This is a genomic window from Sphingomonas beigongshangi (genome assembly GCF_016820445.1).
In the GTDB taxonomy this organism is placed as follows: domain Bacteria; phylum Pseudomonadota; class Alphaproteobacteria; order Sphingomonadales; family Sphingomonadaceae; genus Sphingomonas; species Sphingomonas beigongshangi.
This window is the reverse complement of record NZ_JADHDT010000002.1, coordinates 164,796-176,908: the sequence shown is the minus strand read 5'-3', so window position 1 is coordinate 176,908 and position 12,113 is coordinate 164,796. Positions and strand designations below refer to the sequence as shown.

Genomic DNA, 12,113 nt, shown 5'->3' with positions numbered 1-12,113 from the left:
GGCACGGCTTGTCGGCGGGCGCGCATGATGCGACCGTGGCGGGCATGACCGCCCACACCCTCCTGCCGCTCGTCGTCCTCCTGTCGCTGTCGACCCCCGCGGTTGCGGAGGAGCGGCGCATCGGCCTCGGCAGCTTCGAGCGCGTGCGGGTCGAAGGTCCCTATCGCGTCACGATCGCGACGGGGGCCTCGCCGGGTGCGACGGTGCGCGGTGCGGGAGGCCTCGACGGCGTCGAACTGCGCGCGGACGGCGGCACGCTGGTGCTGCGGCGCGCCGGGGGCACGGACTGGGCGGAACGACGCGCCGATGCGAGCGGGCCGGTGACGGTCGCGCTGACGACGCCCGCGCTCGCATCGGTCTCGGCGAGCGGTGGGGCGGAGGTCAGCGTGACGCGCATGGCGGCCGCGCGCGTCGACGTGGCGCTCGGCGGCGGCGGGCGGATCGCGGTCGATACGGTGACGGCGGACCAATTGGGCGTCCAGCTGATCGGCGACGGACAGATCCGCATCGGGGCCGGCAAGGTGGCGGCGGCGCGGCTGACCGCGAGCGGGACGGGCGCCATCGATGCGGGCGGCGTCGATGCGGGGGACGCCAAGGTCTACCTCGCCGGATCGGGCGCGATCACCGCGCGGGCGCGCTACACGGCGAGCGTGTCCAACGCGGGACTCGGCACGGTCAGCATTGCTGGCCAGCCCAAATGTCGCCTGATCGGACAGCCGGCGGGAACCGTGACGTGCGGCGCGGGGACCCGCTAGCGCGCGGGACGGACGTGGGTCGTCACGGCACGAGCACGGTGTCGACCGCCTCGGGCAGGGTTTCCGGCCAGTCGCGCGTATAGTGCAGGCCGCGGCTTTCGTGGCGGTGCAGCGCCGAGCGGACGATGAGCTCGGCGGTCTGGAGCAGGTTGCGCAGTTCGATAAGGTCGGGCGTCACGCGGAAATGGCCGTAGTAATCGGCGACCTCCTCCGTCAGCATCGCGATCCGGTGCTGCGCGCGCTCCAGCCGCTTGGTGGTGCGCACGATGCCGACGTAATTCCACATGAACCGCCGGATCTCCGTCCAGTTCTGCTTGATCACCACCTCCTCGTCCGAATCGGTGACGCGGCTTTCGTCCCAGGGGCGGATCTTCGGCACCGGGGGCAGCGCGTCCCAATGCGCGGCGATGTGATTGGCGCACGCCTCGCCGAACACGAAACATTCGAGCAGCGAGTTCGAGGCGAGGCGATTGGCGCCGTGCAGCCCGCTCTCGGTGCATTCGCCGGCCGCGTAGAGGCCCGGCAGGTCGGTCCGCCCGTCGCGGTCGATGACGATGCCGCCGCAGGTATAATGCTGCGCCGGGACGACGGGGATCGGCTGCGTCGTCATGTCGATGCCGAGGCCGATCAGCTTTTCGTGGATATTGGGGAAATGGCCGCGCACGAAGTCGGCGGGCATGTGGCTGATGTCGAGGTGAACATAGTCCAGGCCGTATCGCTTGATCTCCGCGTCGATCGCGCGAGCGACGACGTCGCGCGGTGCCAGCTCCATCCTGACCGCGTCATAATACGCCATGAATCGCTTGCCCGTGGTCGGGTTGATCAGCCGGCCGCCCTCGCCGCGTACGGCCTCGGTGATCAGGAAGTTCTTGACCTCGAGGTTGTACAGGCAGGTCGGGTGGAACTGCATCATCTCCATGTTGGAGACGCGGCAGCCCGCCCGCCATGCCATCGCGATCCCATCCCCCGTCGCCCCGCGCGGCGCGGTGGAGAAGAGATAGGTGCGGCCCGCGCCGCCGGTGGCGAGGATCGTCGCCTTGGCGGTATAGAGGTTCACGTCGCCCGTGCGCCGGTCGACCGCATAGACGCCCCAGACATTGCCCGCGCCCGAATAGCGTTCCTCGTGCCGGCTGGTGGCGAGGTCGATCGCGACCTGGTCCGGGACCAGCGTGATGTTGGGATGCGACTCCGCCGCCCGCTGCAGCGCCTCCTGCACGGCCCAGCCGGTGGCGTCGGCGACATGCACGATGCGGCGGTGCGAATGGCCGCCCTCGCGCGTCAGGTGCAAGGCGTTGCCTTCCGTGGCGAAGGGCACGCCGAGCCCGATCAGCCGCTCGATCGCGGCGGGCGCGTGCTCGACGACGAACTCGACGACGTCGCGGTCGTTGAGTCCGGCGCCCGCGACCATCGTGTCCTCGACATGATGGTCGAACGTATCGCCCGGTTCGAGAACCGCGGCGATCCCGCCCTGCGCCCAGGCGGTGGACCCGTCGTTAAGCGCGCCCTTCGCCAGCACGGTGACGCGGAAGCGCGGGGCGAGGGTGAGCGCCGCGGTCAACCCGGCGGCGCCGGAGCCGATGATGAGGATGTCGGACTGGGTCATCGAGGGAACGCTATACACGCCTCTCCGGCCTGCGGGAGAGGGTGGGATCGGGCCTGTCCGCAGGCGCGGTGGTCGGGGGCAGCGGTGATGGCGGAGATGCAGGCGCCCGAGCCGGGAATGGGCGCTGCCGATATGAATCCCGTCATCGGCTCCCCTCCCGCTTGCGGGAGGGGTCGGTGGTGGGCCCGTCGGCAATCGCGGCGACGATGGCGGAGATTACGCCCTCCACATGGCCGAGCACGTCCGCGTTGGTGAAGCGCAGCACGCGATATCCCTGGCCGATCATGTAGCGGTCGCGCCGCAGGTCGTCCTGATCGGATAGGTGCGATTCGCCGTCCAGTTCGACGACCAGCTTCCGTCGCCGGCACAGGAAGTCACAGAAATAGGGCCCCAGTGGCATCTGGCGGCTGAACTTGGCGCCGAGCTTGCCGGCGTCGATTTGCTGCCAGAGCATGCGTTCCGCCGGCGTCGCCTGGTTGCGGAGTTCCCTTGCACGGGCGGTATCGCGGGGCGTCCATTCGGGCATCACTCAGGCCCACCCCCAGCCCCTCCCGCAGGCGGGAGGGGAGAAGAAGAGGAAGCCCCTCCCGCAGGCGGGAGGGGAGAAGAGGAAGCCCCTCCCGCAGCCGCGAGGGGGGAAGAAGGGAGAGCCCCTGTCGCAGACGCGAGGGGTGTTTGGCGCGATCGTTGCCGCCGCGGGTCACCCGTGCGATCGCGTCAGGCTGAGGAACACGTCCTCAAGATCCGCCTCGCGCGTCGTGACGTCGACGATGCCCAGGCCTTCCCGCGTCACCGCCGCCAGGACCTCGCCGGCGTTGACCTTGTCCTTGCTGTAGGTGATCTCCAGCGTCCGCGCGCCCTTCAGCACGATCTTCTCGAAACACGGTGCCGCCGGCGCCTGGGTCAGGTCGCGGTCGACGGTGACCGCGACCAGCTTTTCCTGCGCCTTGCCGACCAGCTCGCGCGTCGGTTCGTTCGCGACCAGACGTCCCTGGTTGATGATCGCGATCCGGTCGCACAGCTCCTCGGCTTCCTCGAGATAGTGCGTGGTCAGCACGACCGTGACACCCGCCTGATTGAGCTGGCGGACATAGGCCCAGAGCTGCTGGCGCAACTCGATGTCGACGCCCGCCGTCGGCTCGTCGAGCACCAGCACCGGCGGCGAATGGACCATCGCCTTGGCGACCATCAGCCGCCGCTTCATGCCGCCCGACAGGGTGCGGGCATAGGCGTTCGCCTTGTCCTCCAGATGCACCGCGCGCAGCAGGTCCATGCTGTGCCGCGCCGCCTTGGGCACGCCATACAGGCCGGCCTGGATCTCCAGCGTCTCGACCGGCGTGAAGAAGGGGTCGAACAGGATCTCCTGATTGACGATCCCGATCGACGCCTTGGCGTTGCGGGGGTGTTCGTCGATGTCGAAGCCCCAGATGCTCGCCGATCCGCTCGTCTTGTTGACCAGACCGGCGAGGATGTTGATCAGCGTCGACTTGCCGGCGCCATTGGGGCCGAGCAGGCCGAAGATCTGGCCGCGCGGCACGTCGAACGTCACTCCGTCGAGCGCCTGCTTGGGCGGGCCACCTTTCACCCCCGCATAGGTCTTGCACATGTCGCGGATCGAGATGGCGGCTTCGAGGGGCTCGGTCATGCCGCATCGCATAGGCGCAAGCGGGGCGAGGTGGAAGCGCAAGGCGTGTCGAATCGGAAAGGGGCGCATCGTCGGGGCTCTTGCGGGGGCATGGGCTAACGCGCTATCGCGCGCCCATGCTGCCGCCGCCCGAAGTCGTCCGTGTCTCCCAACGCCGCGTCGCCTGCGACGGCGCCACCGACATTCCCGACGGGGCCGCACTCGGCCATCCGCGCGTCTTCCTGCAGATCGACGAGCATGGCTATATCGACTGCGGCTATTGCGACCGTCGCTTCGTGCTGATCGGTGGCCCCGCCGACGGCGTCGACCCGGCGACGCTTCCCGATATCTCGGAAGGCGCCAGCCCCAGCGTGCGATAAGCGTCCGGGCGAAGCGGGCCGCGCGCCCGCTAGCCTAAAGGGTATGCATCCCTATATTGGAGGCATGACCGCCTCCGCCGATCCCCGCTCGTTCCTGTACCGCGACCAGCTGACGCCGGAGGCCGCCCAGCGTCTGACCGCCGAGGCGCTCGGCCGTGCCGACGACGGCGAGCTCTACCTGCAATATCGCCGGTCGGAGGCGTTCGGCTTCGACGACGGCCGGCTCAAGACGGCGAGCTATGACACGGGGGCCGGCTTCGGCCTGCGCGCCGTATCGGGGGAAATGACCGCCTTCGCGCATGCCAATGAACTGAGCGAGGCGGCCATCCGGCGCGCCGGCGAGACGATGGCGCTGATCGATCCCTCGACGGCGGCGCGGGCGCCGGCGCCGCAGGGGACCAACCACCGGCTCTATACCGACGCCGATCCGCTCGATCTGGTGCCGTTCGCCGACAAGGTGAACCTGTGCCAGTCGATCGATGCGGCGGCGCGTGCGCGCGACCCGCGCGTCGCGCAGGTCTCCGTCGGCCTGTCGGGCAGCTGGAGCGTGGTCGAGATCGTCCGCCCCGACGGGTTCGTCGCGACCGACGTGCGCCCGCTGGTGCGGCTCAACGTGTCGATCGTCGCGGAGGCGAACGGCCGGCGCGAGACGGGCAGTTTCGGGATCGGCGGCCGCTATCTCTACGATCGGCTGGTCGATCCGGCGACGTGGAACCGCGCGATCGACGAGGCGCTGGCGCAGGCGCTGGTCAATCTCGAATCGGTCGCGGCGCCCGCGGGCGAGATGACCGTGCTGCTCGGGCCGGGCTGGCCCGGCGTCCTGCTGCACGAGGCGATCGGCCACGGGCTGGAGGGCGACTTCAACCGCAAGGGCACCAGCGCCTTCTCGGGCCGTATCGGCGATCGCGTCGCCGCGCCGGGCATCACCATCGTCGACGACGGCTCGATCCCCGACCGGCGCGGGTCGCTGTCGATCGACGACGAGGGAACGCCGACGCGCGAAACGGTGCTGATCGAGGACGGTATCCTCAAGGGCTATATGCAGGACCGGCTGAACGCCCGGCTGATGGGCGTCGCCGCGACGGGCAACGGCCGGCGCGAAAGTTTCGCGCATGCGCCGATGCCGCGGATGACCAACACCTTCATGAAGGCGGGGCGCGACGATCCGGCGGAGCTGCTCGGCCGCGTGAAGTCGGGTATCTTCGCCAAGAGTTTCGGCGGCGGACAGGTCGACATCGTGTCGGGCAAGTTCGTCTTTTCGTGCACCGAGGCCTATCGGATCGAGGACGGCCGGCTCGGCGCGCCGATCAAGGGCGCGACGCTGATCGGCGACGGACCGACCGTGCTGACCAAGGTGACGGGCATCGGCAACGACTTCGCGCTCGACGAGGGCATCGGGGTGTGCGGCAAGGGCGGGCAGAGCGTGCCGGCCGGTGTCGGACAGCCGACGCTGCTGGTTGAGGGGCTGACGGTGGGCGGAACGGCGGCGTGAGGGGTCAGAAGCCGTTCAGCAGAAAATCGAGCGCGGATTTGATCGTCCATTCCTGATCGGCCAACGAACCGACGGGCGTGCGCAGCAGCCGGGCGTCGACCGTCGTCGCGAAGTGCGTCGCGAGAAGCCAGCGCTCCCCGTTCAACGTCACCAGCGGATCGAGACGCTGGACCACGGCGGCGCCGTCCGTTGGTGAGATCAAGGGAAGGACCAGCCGGGTGGCGTGAACAGACGCGAGCGGGGACTGCACGTCGACGACCTGGATGCCATCGGGCAACCGATAGACATCGAATTGCGTGGTCACCACGTGCGATATTTTTCCAACGGGTTGCCGTTCTCTTCGTACCAGCGGTTCCAGCCCTGAATGGCGGTGGCATTATCTTCCTGCCAGCGGGCTGCCTGCGCCTTCCGGGTAGCCTCGCGGATGGCCGCCTCGCTGACCTGAGACAGGTTGATGCCGACCTCCCTCGCCATCGCCACGATGCCCGTGTCGAGCGAGAGGTTGACGGACCTGCGCTTGCCCGAGGGCACCGGATCGTGCTTCATGCGCGCAGAGGCTATGCGCATGGATGATGCGCGTCAATCGGAGCCGGCCATGTCCCAGTTCTTTCCTGCCATCACCGAGGATCACGCTGCCTTCATCGCGCGCCAGCCCGTGTTCTTCGTCGCGACCGCGGCGGAGGGGGCGCGGATCAACCTCAGCCCCAAGGGGATGGACAGCTTTCGAGTCCTTGCGCCTGATCGGGTCGCCTATCTCGATGTCGCGGGGTCGGGGAACGAGACGAACGCCCATCTCGCGGCGGACGGGCGGATCACGATCATGTTCTGCGCCTTCGACAATCCGGCGCTGATCCTGCAGCTGTACGGGCGCGGGCGGGCGGTGCTGCCGCAGGACGTCGACTGGATGGCGACCGCGGCGGCCTTCACGCTGCTGCCCGGCACGCGGCAGATCTTCGTCGTCGAGGTGGAAAGCGTGCAGACCTCGTGCGGCTGGGGCGTGCCCCATATGGCGTTCGAGCGCGAGCGGCAGACACTGTCCAAATATCATGCCGCGCACGACGATGCGGCGCGGTTCGCCAAATATGCGGTGCGCGGGCACAGCATCGACGGCCTGCCGGTGCGCAACCCGACGGCCGCCGCCTGATGGCGCTCGCCGAGCTCGGGCGGTTCGACCGCAACCTCGCCAACATCCTGGTCGGTCGGCTGGCGGCGGAGGGCATTCCGGCGATCGCGTTCGACGGCGGCGCGAGTATCGCGGACGGCAGCTATCTGCTGATCCCGGTGCGGGTGATGGTCGACGCCGACGACCTGGACGCGGCACGGGGGATCGTCGGCGCTGCCTGATTTTCGGGCAGCGGAGCGGGCTTGCCTCTATTTTGACCGCAACGGACCTGTTCCAATGACCTTGATCGGGTTGCTTCCCTCCTGAAGGCCAATTGGCACGCTGTTTGCGACGCGCCCCGTCGGGTCAATCGAGGGGGCATGGATGAAGCTGGTCATTGCCATCATCAAGCCGTTCAAGCTGGACGAGGTGCGCGAGGCGCTCACCACGCTCGGCGTCGCGGGCATGACGGTCACCGAGGTCAAGGGGTTCGGTCGCCAGAAGGGGCAGACCGAAATCTATCGGGGCGCGGAATACAGCACCAACATGGTGCCCAAGATCAAGATCGAGGTGGTCTGTGCCGCCGCGCTCGCCGACCGGGTGGTCGAGGCGATCCAGGCGTCGGCCAACACCGGCGCGATCGGTGACGGAAAGATCTTCGTGCTCGACGTCGGCCAGGCGGTGCGCATCCGCACCGGCGAAACCGACGATTCGGCGCTGTGAAGGGGGAATCGATGAAACTCACGCAAAAGTTCGCGGGTGCGGGCGCGCTTCTCGCCGGCACCCTCGCCGCCGCCCCCGCATGGGCACAGGCCGCCGCGGCGGCCCCGGTCAAGGCGCCCACCGCCGCGCAGATGGCGACGATGGTCAACAAGGGCGATACGACCTGGATGCTGATCTCGTCGGCGCTTGTGCTGATGATGTCGGTGCCCGCGCTCGCGCTGTTCTACGGCGGTCTGGTGCGGACCAAGAACATGCTCAGCGTGCTGATGCAGGTGTTCATGATCGTCAGCGTCGCCAGCCTCGTCTGGGTCTGCTGGGGCTATAGCATCGCCTTCACCTCGGGCGGCGACAACCACTTCTTCGGCGGCCTTTCCAAGGCGTTCCTGATGGGCGTCAGCGGCACGACCTATGCCGCGACCTTCTCCAACAACGTCTACATCCCCGAATTCGCCTATGTCTGCTTCCAGATGACCTTCGCCTGCATCACGCCGGCGCTGATCGTCGGCGCGTTCGCGGAGCGGGTGAAGTTCACGCCGCTGATCCTGTTCGTCGTCGCCTGGCTGACGATCGTCTATTTTCCGATCGCGCACATGGTCTGGTACTGGGCAGGCCCGGACTTCCTGCCCGACGCGAAGACCGATGGCGGCTATCTGTTCAACCTGGGCGCGATCGACTTCGCGGGCGGCACGGTGGTGCACATCAACGCCGGCATCGCGGGCTTCGTCGGCTGCCTGATCATGGGGCCGCGCATGGGCTACAAGAAGGAGCCGATGCCGCCGCACTCGCTGACCATGACGATGATCGGCGCCTCGCTGCTGTGGGTCGGCTGGTTCGGCTTCAACGCCGGCTCCAACCTGGAGGCGAACGGCGTCACCGCGGTGGCCTTCATCAACACCTTCGTCGCCACCGCCGCTGCGGCGGTCGCCTGGGCGGTGATCGAGCAGGTCGTGCACAAGAAGCCGTCGCTGCTGGGCGCGGCGACGGGCGCGGTCGCCGGCCTCGTCGCGATCACCCCGGCGTCCGGCTTCGGCGGCCCGATGACCTCGATCGTGCTCGGCTTCGTCGTGTCGGCGGTCTGCTTCTTCTTCGTCACGACGGTGAAGAACAAGTTCGGCTATGACGATACGCTCGACGTGTTCGGCGTCCACTGCGTCGGCGGCATCGTCGGCGCGCTCGGCACCGCAGTCGTCGCCTCGCCGGCGCTCGGCGGCCAGGGCGTGTTCGACTATACCGTCTTCCCCGCGGCGTTCGATGCGGCCAGCTATCATATCGGCGCTCAGTTCCTGAAGCAGGTCCAGGCGGTGGTCATCACCCTGGTCTGGTCGGGCGGCGTCTCGGCGGTGCTGTTCTACGCGCTGAAGCTGACCACGGGTCTGCGCCCGGCGCCGGAGGTCGAAGCCGAGGGCCTCGACATCAACGAGCATGGCGAGCGCGCCTACAATTACTGATGGATCGGGCGCGGGGGCTTGAGGCCCCCGCCCCCCACGACGTTCCTCCTGCGGACGACCCTGACCCGGTACGGCGACGTACCGGGTCTTTTTTTCCCGATCCGCGCCCGGCGCCATCGCGGCGGACATGACAGGGCCCTCGGGACCGCGAGGGCGGTATGGCCCTCACCGCCGGCGCGCCACGGATGTGCGCCGACGACGCAGCGCCTCCGTCAAGGCGCGCGCGGATCGCGCGATCTCAGCCCTTGCGCAGGTCGCCCGGAGCGAGCCGGCGGATATCCAGTGCGTCGACGCCAGCAACCGTGACCGTGCCGAGTTTGCGGTCGCCCGTCTCGACGACGATGCCCGACGGGGTCGAGCGCAACGCGCCCCAGGCGACCTCGCGCACCATGACCCTCTGTCCCAGTCGGCGCAGCGCCGCGACGCGCCCGCGCGCGTCGACCGCGAGCGCGCCCGCGCCGTCGGCACCCACCACCGCCCCCTGCGTGGCGAAGCCCGCCAGCGCCGCGTCGGCGGCGGCGGCGGCATCCTCCGGACTGTCGATCCGTCCGGGCCGGCTGCGGCGCCATGCCCAGAAGGCACATGCCAGCACCGGCACCGCCGCGCCCGCAGCGGCGGCGGCGATCGGAAGCGCGGCGTCCGTCATGCGTCGTGCGGCGTCTCGGCAGAGGGGGCGGCGCCTGCGAGCGCGTCCAGCGTGGGTCGCATCCCGCCGATGTCGTAGCCGGCGGCACGCGCCTGCATCACGAGCAGTTCGGGATTGCGCCCCGCCTTCGCCGCGGCGAGCGCCCACAGGTTGCAGCTGCGCGTGCCCGATCGGCAATAGGCGAGCACCGGACCGTCGGCCGCGGCGAGCGCCGCTGCCATCGCGTCGAGCTGCGGATGCGAGAAACCGGCGTGCGTCACCGGAATCGCCGCATAGGCGAGCCCCGCCTCTTCCGCGGCGGCACGAATCGTCTCGCCCGAGGGCTGCCCCGGCTCTTCCTCGTCGGGACGGTTGTTGACGATCGCGACGAAGCCGGCGGCCTTGATGGCGGCGATGTCCTCCGGCGTGATCTGCGGTGCCACGCTGACGCGGTCGTTGATGGTGCGAATGTCGGCCATGCGAGGCCTTTACGCGATCGGTCGAGAGGCGTCAGCCCAAATTGGGTGGCTGGAGCCATCCTTTGCGCGGCGCGCGCGTGCGTCAGGCGGCGTCGCGGATCACCTGCAGGAAGGCATCCCCATAGGCATCGAGCTTGCGCGCGCCGATGCCGGACAGCACCGCCAGCTCCGCCCGGCTGGTCGGTCGCCGCGCGGCCATGTCGCGCAGCACCGAATCGTGGAAGATGACATAGGGCGGCACGCCGGCATCCTTGGCGATGTCGCGGCGACGCGCGCGCAAGGCCTCGAACAGCGGATGGTCGGCGGGATTGGCGACGGTCGGCGCCTCGCCGCGCTTCTTCGACCGCAGGCGCTTGGGCGGGATGACGAGCGACAGCCGCTCGCCGCCTTTGAGCAGACCGCGGGCACCCGGTCCGAATTCGAGACCGCCATGCGCGTTGGTCCGCAGGGCATCGCGCAGCAACAGCGCGCGATGGACCGGCTTGACCAGCGCGACCTCGTCGCCGTGCACGATACCCCAGACGGACAGGCCCTCATGTCCGTTCATCAGGCTGCGGTCCGTGGACTGGCCCAGCAGCACCTGCTCGATATAGCCGGCGCCGAACATCTGGCCGGTGCGGAACACCGCGGAGAGGAATTTCTGGGCGGTCGTCGTCGCGTCGACCGCGTCGGGGCTGCCCAGGCAATTGTCGCAATTGCCGCAATCCTCCGCCAGCTCCTCGCCGAAATGGCGCAGCAGGATGCGGCGGCGGCAGCCGGCGGTCTCGACCAATGCGGCGAGCGCGGTCAGGCGCGTGCGCTCACCCGCTTGCCGTTCGGGTTCGACCTCGCCGATCCGCTGGCGGGCGCGGGCGAAATCCTCCGCCCCCCAGAACAGGTGCGCCACCGCAGGATCGCCGTCGCGACCGGCGCGGCCGGTCTCCTGATAATAGGCCTCGATCGACTTGGGCAGGCCGGCATGCGCGACGAAGCGGACGTCGGGCTTGTCGATGCCCATGCCGAAGGCGACAGTGGCGCAGATCACCATGTCCTCCGACGCGACGAAGTCGGCCTGGTTCTTCGCGCGGATGTGCGGCTCCAGCCCGGCGTGATAGGCGCGCGTCGGCCGGCCGGTGCGCGCGAGCGCCTCCGCCAGCTTCTCGGTCGCGGCGCGCGTCTGCGCATAGACGATGCCGGGGCCGGGCGTGGCGGCGATGACGTCGGCGATCTGCTTGTTGGTGTTGGCCTTTGGCGTGATGCTGTAGCGGATGTTGGGCCTGTCGAAGCCCGAGACGATCAGCCCGTCGCGCGGGATGCCGAGCTGTTGCAGGATGTCGGCGCGGGTGTGCGCATCGGCGGTCGCGGTCAGCGCGAGGCGGGGAACGTCCGGAAAGGCGTCCATCAGCGGTTCGAGAAGCCGATAGTCGGGCCGGAAATCATGGCCCCATTCGCTGACGCAATGCGCCTCGTCGATCGCGAACAGGCTGAGCTTCGCGCTGCCCAGCAGCTCACGGAAATGGCCGGACGAGGCACGCTCGGGCGCGACGTAGAGCAGGTCGAGCGCGCCGGCACGGAAGCGCGCGATCGTCTCGGCGCGATTGTCGTCGGCGCTGGTCAGCGTACCGGCCCGGATGCCGACCGCCTCCGCGCTGCGCAACTGGTCGTGCATCAGCGCGATCAGCGGGCTCACCACCACGCAGGTCCCTTCGAGCATCACCGAGGGCAATTGGTAGCAGAGCGACTTGCCCGCGCCCGTCGGCATGACGCCGAGCGTCCGCTCACCCGCGAGCACGCGGGCGACCACGTCCTCCTGCACGCCCCGGAATGCCGGAAAGCCGAAGACGCGCTGCAGGGTGGGGAGGGGATCCATCGCGCGGCGATATAGAGTTTGATCCACGTGCGT

Annotated in this window: 15 protein-coding genes; 7 read left to right on the top strand and 8 right to left on the bottom strand. The window is 69.1% G+C overall.

Features of this window, described 5'->3' with window-relative positions; translation table 11 throughout:
- Positions 1-44 precede the first annotated feature (44 nt).
- Positions 45-755: a GIN domain-containing protein gene (locus tag IQ292_RS04055; RefSeq protein WP_203309040.1), complete on the top strand. Its 711-nt coding sequence runs from the start codon at positions 45-47 to the stop codon at positions 753-755.
- Between the two features lie 22 nt (positions 756-777).
- Here the strand turns inward: IQ292_RS04055 and nadB are convergent, their stop codons facing one another.
- The 3 genes from nadB to IQ292_RS04040 all read right to left on the bottom strand — a co-directional run bounded on the left by nadB (position 778) and on the right by IQ292_RS04040 (position 4,003).
- Positions 778-2,358 carry an L-aspartate oxidase gene (gene nadB / locus IQ292_RS04050; RefSeq protein ID WP_203309039.1) on the bottom strand — a complete coding sequence of 527 codons (1,581 nt, stop codon included), beginning with the start codon at positions 2,356-2,358 and terminating at the stop codon, positions 778-780.
- Between the two features lie 142 nt (positions 2,359-2,500).
- Complete coding sequence (locus tag IQ292_RS04045; RefSeq protein ID WP_203309038.1) at positions 2,501-2,884, bottom strand: endonuclease domain-containing protein; 384 nt, start codon at positions 2,882-2,884, stop codon at positions 2,501-2,503.
- A gap of 174 nt (positions 2,885-3,058) precedes the next feature.
- The gene (locus tag IQ292_RS04040) at positions 3,059-4,003 is read right to left on the bottom strand and encodes an ABC transporter ATP-binding protein (protein ID WP_203309037.1); all 945 of its coding nucleotides are present in this window, start codon (positions 4,001-4,003) and stop codon (positions 3,059-3,061) included.
- A 116-nt stretch (positions 4,004-4,119) separates the two neighbouring features.
- On the opposite strand from IQ292_RS04040, the gene IQ292_RS04035 reads away from it, so the two are divergent.
- Both IQ292_RS04035 and tldD read left to right on the top strand, forming a co-directional pair.
- Positions 4,120-4,362: a zinc-finger domain-containing protein gene (locus IQ292_RS04035; protein WP_203309036.1), complete on the top strand. Its 243-nt coding sequence runs from the start codon at positions 4,120-4,122 to the stop codon at positions 4,360-4,362.
- 64 nt (positions 4,363-4,426) lie between these two features.
- Positions 4,427-5,854: a metalloprotease TldD gene (tldD, locus tag IQ292_RS04030; RefSeq protein WP_203309035.1), complete on the top strand. Its 1,428-nt coding sequence runs from the start codon at positions 4,427-4,429 to the stop codon at positions 5,852-5,854.
- 4 nt (positions 5,855-5,858) lie between these two features.
- Here tldD and IQ292_RS04025 read toward each other — a convergent pair whose 3' ends face one another.
- Complete coding sequence (locus tag IQ292_RS04025) at positions 5,859-6,161, bottom strand: CcdB family protein (RefSeq protein WP_338057581.1); 303 nt, start codon at positions 6,159-6,161, stop codon at positions 5,859-5,861.
- Positions 6,155-6,400 carry a type II toxin-antitoxin system CcdA family antitoxin gene (locus IQ292_RS04020; protein ID WP_203309034.1) on the bottom strand — a complete coding sequence of 82 codons (246 nt, stop codon included), beginning with the start codon at positions 6,398-6,400 and terminating at the stop codon, positions 6,155-6,157. Before IQ292_RS04020 ends, IQ292_RS04025 begins: the two co-directional genes overlap by 7 nt.
- A 49-nt stretch (positions 6,401-6,449) precedes the next feature.
- Between IQ292_RS04020 and IQ292_RS04015 the strand changes: the two genes are divergently transcribed.
- The 4 genes from IQ292_RS04015 (at position 6,450) to IQ292_RS04000 (ending at position 9,127) form a co-directional block, all read left to right on the top strand.
- Positions 6,450-6,998 (top strand): pyridoxamine 5'-phosphate oxidase family protein, encoded by a 549-nt coding sequence (locus IQ292_RS04015; RefSeq protein ID WP_203309033.1) that lies wholly within the window; start codon positions 6,450-6,452, stop codon positions 6,996-6,998.
- The gene (locus IQ292_RS04010; protein WP_203309032.1) at positions 6,998-7,198 is read left to right on the top strand and encodes a putative signal transducing protein; all 201 of its coding nucleotides are present in this window, start codon (positions 6,998-7,000) and stop codon (positions 7,196-7,198) included. Before IQ292_RS04015 ends, IQ292_RS04010 begins: the two co-directional genes overlap by 1 nt.
- 142 nt (positions 7,199-7,340) lie before the next feature.
- A complete protein-coding gene (locus tag IQ292_RS04005; RefSeq protein ID WP_203309031.1) occupies positions 7,341-7,679 on the top strand; it encodes a P-II family nitrogen regulator in 339 nt (112 codons plus the stop codon).
- Positions 7,680-7,690: 11 nt separating this feature from the next.
- Positions 7,691-9,127 carry an ammonium transporter gene (locus IQ292_RS04000; protein ID WP_203309030.1) on the top strand — a complete coding sequence of 479 codons (1,437 nt, stop codon included), beginning with the start codon at positions 7,691-7,693 and terminating at the stop codon, positions 9,125-9,127.
- 238 nt (positions 9,128-9,365) lie between these two features.
- Here the strand turns inward: IQ292_RS04000 and IQ292_RS03995 are convergent, their stop codons facing one another.
- From IQ292_RS03995 to recQ, 3 genes are all read right to left on the bottom strand, one after another.
- Positions 9,366-9,773: a hypothetical protein gene (locus IQ292_RS03995; RefSeq protein WP_203309029.1), complete on the bottom strand. Its 408-nt coding sequence runs from the start codon at positions 9,771-9,773 to the stop codon at positions 9,366-9,368.
- Entirely contained in the window at positions 9,770-10,231 is a 462-nt protein-coding gene (locus tag IQ292_RS03990) for a protein tyrosine phosphatase family protein (RefSeq protein ID WP_203309028.1), read from the bottom strand. Before IQ292_RS03990 ends, IQ292_RS03995 begins: the two co-directional genes overlap by 4 nt.
- Positions 10,232-10,313: 82 nt before the next feature.
- Positions 10,314-12,080, bottom strand: coding sequence for a DNA helicase RecQ (gene recQ, locus IQ292_RS03985; RefSeq protein WP_203309027.1), 1,767 nt, complete (start codon positions 12,078-12,080; stop codon positions 10,314-10,316).
- Positions 12,081-12,113 lie beyond the last annotated feature (33 nt).

What these genes read in the sequence shown, in the direction of transcription:
- IQ292_RS04055 (WP_203309040.1), top strand. Translation starts at nt 45, where the DNA reads ATGACCGCCCACACCCTCCTGCCGCTCGTCGTCCTCCTGTCGCTGTCG.
- nadB (WP_203309039.1), bottom strand. Translation starts at nt 2,358, where the DNA reads ATGACCCAGTCCGACATCCTCATCATCGGCTCCGGCGCCGCCGGGTTG.
- IQ292_RS04045 (WP_203309038.1), bottom strand. Translation starts at nt 2,884, where the DNA reads ATGCCCGAATGGACGCCCCGCGATACCGCCCGTGCAAGGGAACTCCGC.
- IQ292_RS04040 (WP_203309037.1), bottom strand. Translation starts at nt 4,003, where the DNA reads ATGACCGAGCCCCTCGAAGCCGCCATCTCGATCCGCGACATGTGCAAG.
- IQ292_RS04035 (WP_203309036.1), top strand. Translation starts at nt 4,120, where the DNA reads ATGCTGCCGCCGCCCGAAGTCGTCCGTGTCTCCCAACGCCGCGTCGCC.
- tldD (WP_203309035.1), top strand. Translation starts at nt 4,427, where the DNA reads ATGACCGCCTCCGCCGATCCCCGCTCGTTCCTGTACCGCGACCAGCTG.
- IQ292_RS04020 (WP_203309034.1), bottom strand. Translation starts at nt 6,400, where the DNA reads ATGAAGCACGATCCGGTGCCCTCGGGCAAGCGCAGGTCCGTCAACCTC.
- IQ292_RS04015 (WP_203309033.1), top strand. Translation starts at nt 6,450, where the DNA reads ATGTCCCAGTTCTTTCCTGCCATCACCGAGGATCACGCTGCCTTCATC.
- IQ292_RS04010 (WP_203309032.1), top strand. Translation starts at nt 6,998, where the DNA reads ATGGCGCTCGCCGAGCTCGGGCGGTTCGACCGCAACCTCGCCAACATC.
- IQ292_RS04005 (WP_203309031.1), top strand. Translation starts at nt 7,341, where the DNA reads ATGAAGCTGGTCATTGCCATCATCAAGCCGTTCAAGCTGGACGAGGTG.
- IQ292_RS04000 (WP_203309030.1), top strand. Translation starts at nt 7,691, where the DNA reads ATGAAACTCACGCAAAAGTTCGCGGGTGCGGGCGCGCTTCTCGCCGGC.
- IQ292_RS03995 (WP_203309029.1), bottom strand. Translation starts at nt 9,773, where the DNA reads ATGACGGACGCCGCGCTTCCGATCGCCGCCGCCGCTGCGGGCGCGGCG.
- IQ292_RS03990 (WP_203309028.1), bottom strand. Translation starts at nt 10,231, where the DNA reads ATGGCCGACATTCGCACCATCAACGACCGCGTCAGCGTGGCACCGCAG.
- recQ (WP_203309027.1), bottom strand. Translation starts at nt 12,080, where the DNA reads ATGGATCCCCTCCCCACCCTGCAGCGCGTCTTCGGCTTTCCGGCATTC.